We start from the raw sequence: 6179 nt of genomic DNA, 5'->3' as shown, positions 1-6179 counted from the left end.
AATCCCCCAAGGCTCAAAACCCCGGAAACAAACAAGCATTCAGCTCATCTTCTTGATTTTCTTAGAACGAAAGACTTCGTCGCCAGCAGCGCCGCCGCCCTCGTTCAGTGAGCGGACTTATAAGAGAACCTCACCAAACAAGTCAACACACCAAATTCGAAAAAATAAAGAAATGTGATATCTGCATGATTCTAAAAGGAAATTTGAGAATTATCGTATAATTTAACGACTTTTAACGGTTTTCCGTCTTTGACCGTCAAGCTTGATGGGCCTTCCCCTATATAGGGTCTCCATATCGCAATAACAGGAACGAAGGCCTTGCGGATATCAGTCGGAAGACGGGCTGAAGCGGGCGACCAGCGCATGCGCATTTCCGGGATAGGTGAAGCGCACATGGGTAACTGCGCCCGAATTGCTCCAGGTGCGGCGCTCCACGACAAGACACGCCTGCCTGTCCGAAATACCGAGCAGGCGCGCGATCTCCTTCGACGGTGTTTCGGCGCTGATCCGGTGTTCGGCAGTGCTCCAGGGAACATGGCCGAGCAGCCAGGGGCCTGGCGCAATTTCGGTAAAGTCGGTTTCAGCCGCTTCCGGCACGGCCGTCAAATTGATGAGGCGCTGTTCGACACAGAATTCGCGCGCACCGGCAAAATGGATGCAGAGAACGTCGAGCAATGGCGTGCCGACGGAAACGTCGAGCCGCTCACGATCCGTGCTTTCTGCACTGCGCCTTTTGCGCGCCAGAATTTTGAAGCCATAATCGAGGCCAAGGGATTCGACCTCGGCTCCGATATCGTGAATTTGAAGAACGGCGGACTGAATCTGCGGCTGGCGCACGAAACTGCCGGATTTCTTCCGGCGTTCGATCAAACCGGCCTTGACGAGCTGACCCATGACCTTGTTCACGGTCATGCGTGAACAATGATATTGATCGGCTAGGTCGACCTCGAAAGGCAGCCGGTGTCCCGGCGGCCATTCTCCTGAAACGATCCGCCCCTCGATCTCGCTGAGGATACGCTGGTGCAGGGTCTGCCCGGCTGATGCTTTCGTCACGTCCGCAATGCCTTTCCCCGCTGACTTTTTCCTGTTACCGCCGCGCCCATATCAGCTATCGAGAAGTTCAGCCATGACCTTGTTGAAACGGTCGGATATTTCGCGGCGATGGATATGCCGGCCGGCCTGCACGCGCTTTTTGCCGCGCATCCAAACGGAATCGACGGAAACGCCGCCCGCGAATATCCACTGATCGAGAATCTGCGATATCGGAAGATAGGATACGGCGGAAATATCGAGAGCGACGAAATCGGCGCTTTTTCCTTTTTCCAGACCGTTTCGCGACGCCAGAGCCCTGCCGCCGCCCTCGAGCGCCTGCCGGAAGAGTTTTTCTCCCGTGGAGCGGCCGGCATCGGCGATGACATTGCGTACCCGATGCGAGAGACGTTGCGAATATTCGAGCGTTCGCAATTCTTCCGGCACGGAAATCAGAATGTTGGAATCGGATCCGACGCCATAATGGCCGCCCTCAGCAAGAAACGCCGGAGCCGGGAAGATGCCGTCGCCGAGATTGGCTTCGGTGATCGGGCAAAGGCCGGCAACGGCGCCGCTTTTTGCCATGCCGCGCGTTTCGGTTTCCGCCATATGTGTCGCATGGATGAGGCACCAGCGGCCATCGACCGGCGCGTTCTCAAGCAGCCATTCCACAGGTCTCGCGCCGGAAAAGGCAAGCGAATCTTCCACTTCTTTCGTCTGTTCCGCCACATGAATATGGATCGGCCCGCCTTTTGCCAGCGGCTCGATGGCTGACAGCTCTTCCGCGGTGACCGCACGCAGACTGTGCGGCGCTATGCCGAGGGTGGCGCCCGGCAGCCCGTCCACCACGGCCTGCGCGCCCTGCATCAGCTTTCCGTAACTGTCGAGCGAATGGATGAAGCGCTTCTGCCCGTCGATCGGCGCCTGGCCGCCGAAACCGGAATGAGCATAAAAGACCGGCAGTAATGTGAGGCCGATACCCGTCTGCGAGGCGGCTGCGCCGATACGCTCGGCCATTTCGGCGATATTGCCATAATGCGAGCCATCCCTGTCATTATGCAGATAGTGAAATTCGCCGACCCGTCCAAAACCGGCCTCGAGCATTTCCATATAAAGCTGGGCGGCAACCGCTTCGACATGGTCGGGCGTCATGGAGAGCGCGAACTTATACATGACGGTGCGCCAGCTCCAGAAACTGTCTTCGCCCGGGCCGCGGATTTCGGCAAGCCCCGCCATGGCCCGCTGAAAGGCATGGCTGTGGAGATTGGGCATGGCTGGAACGATGAGGGCATGCCGCTCATCCTGCGATTGCGGGGAAACACCGGTTTCGACGGATGAAATACTGCCCTCGTCGCAGACGATGCGGACATCCTTCGCCCATCCGCCCGCCAGAAGCGCTGCGCCCGCGTGAATTGCCTTCATGCCACCCTCTCCTTTGGTTTTATCCGGCAAGGCCATTTCAAACACGAAATTGCAGCTTGCCAAGCCGATTATTATGTATATACATTTAACTCACAAAGGAAAGGCGAAAAGCAAATGCCAGGCAACGAATCTGCAAACGGAACGGCGACGGGGAACGCCACGGCTTTGTGGCGCAACGCCCGGCTGGCAACCTTCAATCCCGCCATGGAAAGCATCGGCGCCATCGAAAATGCCGCCATTGCCGTGCGTAACGGCCGCATCGCCTTTGCCGGCCCGGAAAGCGATCTGCCTGCCGATCTCTCGAGGGCCGATGAGACGACCGATTGCGCCGGCCGCTGGATCACCCCAGCCTTGATCGACTGCCACACCCATCTTGTTTTCGGCGGCAACCGCGCCATGGAATTCGAGATGCGGCTGAATGGGGCGACCTATGAAGAGATCGCCAAAGCGGGCGGCGGCATTGTCTCTTCGGTGCGCGACACGCGCGCGCTTTCGGAAGATGTTTTGGTGGCGCAGGCTTTGCCGCGTCTCGACACGCTTCTTTCCGAAGGCGTTTCCACGGTCGAAATCAAATCCGGTTACGGTCTTGATATTGAAACCGAGCTGAAGATGCTGCGCGTCGCCCGCAGGCTCGAGACATTGCGGCCGGTGCGTATCGTCACCAGCTATCTCGCCGCGCATGCCACACCTGCAGACTATAAGGGGCGCAACGCCGATTATATTGGCGATGTCGTCCTACCGGGGCTGGAAAAAGCCCATGCGGAAGGCTTGGCGGATGCGGTTGACGGTTTTTGCGAAGGCATCGCCTTTTCCGTCGAGGAGATCGACCGGGTTTTCAAGACTGCGAAACAGTGCGGCCTTCCGGTCAAGCTGCATGCCGAGCAGCTTTCCAATCTTGGCGGCTCCGCGCTCGCGGCATCCCATAACGCCCTTTCGGCCGATCACCTCGAATATCTTGATGAGGCCGGTGCGAAGGCGCTGGCGAAAGCAGGAACCGTGGCAGTGCTTCTTCCCGGCGCTTTCTACGCGCTCAGGGAAAAACAATTGCCGCCAGTGCAGGCCCTGCGCGACGCCGGGGCCGACATGGCGCTGGCAACGGACTGCAACCCCGGCACTTCGCCGCTCACCTCCCTGCTGCTGACCATGAATATGGGCGCAACGCTTTTCCGCATGACCGTTGAAGAGTGCCTGACGGCGACGACACGCAACGCGGCAAAGGCGCTCGGCCTGCTTGCCGAAACCGGCACGCTGGAGGCTGGAAAATCCGCTGATTTTACCATCTGGGACATCGAGCGCCCCGCCGAGCTCGTCTACCGCATCGGCTTCAACCCGCTCCATGCCCGTATTTTCAAGGGACAGAAGGTTTCCTCATGACCATGAAGACCATCACGCTTCACCCCGGCAATGTGACCTTAGCCGATCTCGCCGAGATATACTGGGAGAACGGCAGCGCCAAACTCGACCGGAGCTTCGATAAAGGCATTGAAAAGGCGGCAGCCCGCATCGCTGAGATCGCTGCCGGCAATGCGCCGGTCTATGGTATCAATACCGGTTTCGGCAAACTCGCTTCCATAAAGATCGATGCGGCGGATGTGGCGACGCTGCAGCGCAATCTCATCCTGTCGCATTGCTGCGGGGTGGGCGCACCGCTTCCTGAAAATATCGTGCGGCTGATCATGGCGCTGAAGCTGGTGTCGCTCGGCCGCGGCGCGTCCGGCGTGCGGCTGGAACTGGTGCGGCTGATCGAAGCCATGCTGGAGAAGGGCGTCATCCCCGTCATTCCCGAAAAGGGTTCGGTTGGGGCTTCCGGCGATCTTGCGCCGCTCGCCCATATGGCGGCTGTGATGATGGGCGAAGGCGAGGCCTTTTATGAGGGCACACTTCTTCCCGCCGGCACGGCGCTGGCAAAGGCCGGACTGACCCCGGTGGTGCTTGCCGCCAAGGAAGGGCTGGCGCTGATCAACGGCACACAGACCTCAACGGCGCTGGCGCTTGCCGGCCTTTTCCGCGCCCATCGTGCGGCGCAGGCTGCGCTGATTACCGGTGCGCTTTCCACGGATGCCGCCATGGGGTCTTCCGCGCCTTTCCATCCCGATATTCACAGCCTGCGCGGCCATAAGGGCCAGATCGACGCAGGAGCGGCGCTTCGTAATCTGCTGGAGGGTTCGGAAATCCGCGTCAGCCATATCGAGGGCGATGAGCGGGTGCAGGATCCCTACTGCATTCGCTGCCAGCCGCAGGTGGATGGCGCCTGCCTCGATCTTCTGCGGCAGGTGGCCCGCACGCTGGAAATCGAAGCCAACGCCGTGACCGACAATCCGCTGGTGCTATCAGACAATTCCGTCGTCTCCGGCGGCAATTTCCACGCCGAACCGGTGGCCTTTGCCGCCGACCAGACGGCGCTCGCCATCTGCGAGATCGGTGCAATCGCCCAGCGCCGCGTGGCGCTGCTGGTCGATCCGGCGCTTTCTTATGGCTTGCCGGCCTTTCTTTCCAAAAAGCCGGGCCTGAATTCCGGCCTGATGATCGCCGAAGTCACCTCCGCCGCGCTGATGAGCGAGAACAAGCAGATGGCGCATCCGGCCTCGGTGGACTCCACACCGACTTCAGCCAATCAGGAAGACCATGTATCCATGGCCTGCCATGGTGCGCGTCGTCTGTTGCCGATGACAGACAATCTTTTTGCCATTCTCGGTATCGAAGCGCTTTCATCCGTGCAGGGTGTGGAGCTGCGCGGGCCGCTGAAGACGAGCCCCGAACTGCAAAAAGCGATTGCGGCATTGCGCGCGACGGTCCCTTCGCTGGAGGAAGACCGTTATATGGCGCCGGACCTGAAGGCTGCGGCGGAATTGATTGCCTCCGGCGCGCTGGTCGCGGCAATTTCGGACGGCATTCTGCCGAAGCTGGAGGTTTGAGATGCGTGCCCTCGACGTCAAGGAAGGTTCATCGCCGATCATTCTCGGCCTGCCCCACACCGGCACGGATGTGCCGGCGGATATATGGCAACGTCTGAACGACAACGGCAAGATTCTCGCCGATACGGACTGGCATATCCATGAGCTCTATGCCGGCCTTCTCGAGAATGCGACAACCGTAAGGGCGACCTTCCACCGCTATGTGATCGACGCCAACCGCGACCCGGCCGGGATGAGCCTTTATCCGGGCCAGAACACAACCGCGCTTGTTCCGCAGACCGATTTCGACGGCGAGTCGATCTGGAATGAAGGACAGGAACCCACCGAGGACGACATTGCCTACCGTCTGGAAAATTTCCACGCGCCCTATCACGCGGCCCTCGCCACGGAAATCGAGCGGGTGAAATCCATCCACGGCATCGCCATTCTCTATGATTGCCATTCGATCCGTTCGCATATCCCCTTCCTGTTCGAGGGCAAGCTGCCGGACTTCAACATCGGCACGGATATGGGCAAGACCTGCGATCCGGCCATCGAAAAGATCGCCGTCGAGGTGACCGCCGCGGCGCAGGGTTACGACAGCATTCTGAACGGCCGTTTCAAGGGCGGCTGGACGACGCGCCATTACGGAAAACCGCAAAGCGACGTGCATGCCATTCAGATGGAACTGGCGCAGTCCACCCATCTTCAAACCGAGCACCCGCCTTTTGCCTACGACACGGGTAAAGCCGAACGGCTTCGCGCCCATCTCAAGACCATTCTCACGCGCATGGAAAAATTTGCGCTCGATACGAAACGATAAGGGGAAAACAC

General features: G+C 59.4%; 5 protein-coding genes. 3 read left to right on the top strand and 2 right to left on the bottom strand.

The window, feature by feature from the left end; translation table 11 throughout:
• Positions 1–327 precede the first annotated feature (327 nt).
• Positions 328–1053, bottom strand: a complete 726-nt coding sequence (gene hutC, locus PL599_RS13270; protein WP_137411264.1) for a histidine utilization repressor — start codon at positions 1051–1053, stop codon at positions 328–330.
• A gap of 51 nt (positions 1054–1104) precedes the next feature.
• On the bottom strand, positions 1105–2451 hold the full coding sequence (locus PL599_RS13265) for a formimidoylglutamate deiminase (RefSeq protein WP_269823900.1): 1347 nt from the start codon (positions 2449–2451) through the stop codon (positions 1105–1107).
• A 114-nt stretch (positions 2452–2565) separates the two neighbouring features.
• Here PL599_RS13265 and hutI point away from each other — a divergent pair, with 114 nt between their 5' ends.
• From hutI to hutG, 3 genes are read left to right on the top strand one after another with little or no spacing between them, the layout of a single operon-like run.
• A complete protein-coding gene (hutI, locus tag PL599_RS13260) occupies positions 2566–3825 on the top strand; it encodes an imidazolonepropionase (protein WP_269823899.1) in 1260 nt (419 codons plus the stop codon).
• Entirely contained in the window at positions 3822–5366 is a 1545-nt protein-coding gene (gene hutH, locus PL599_RS13255) for a histidine ammonia-lyase (protein WP_137411267.1), read from the top strand. The genes hutI and hutH overlap by 4 nt, the downstream gene beginning before the upstream one ends.
• Before the next feature lies 1 nt (position 5367).
• Complete coding sequence (hutG, locus tag PL599_RS13250; protein WP_191218368.1) at positions 5368–6168, top strand: N-formylglutamate deformylase; 801 nt, start codon at positions 5368–5370, stop codon at positions 6166–6168.
• The last annotated feature ends 11 nt before the right edge of the window (positions 6169–6179 follow it).

The sequence above is a fragment of the Agrobacterium sp. ST15.16.055 genome, assembly GCF_027956555.1.
Classification (GTDB): Bacteria; Pseudomonadota; Alphaproteobacteria; order Rhizobiales; family Rhizobiaceae; genus Agrobacterium; species Agrobacterium salinitolerans.
This window is presented reverse-complemented; position numbering and strand designations above follow the sequence as displayed.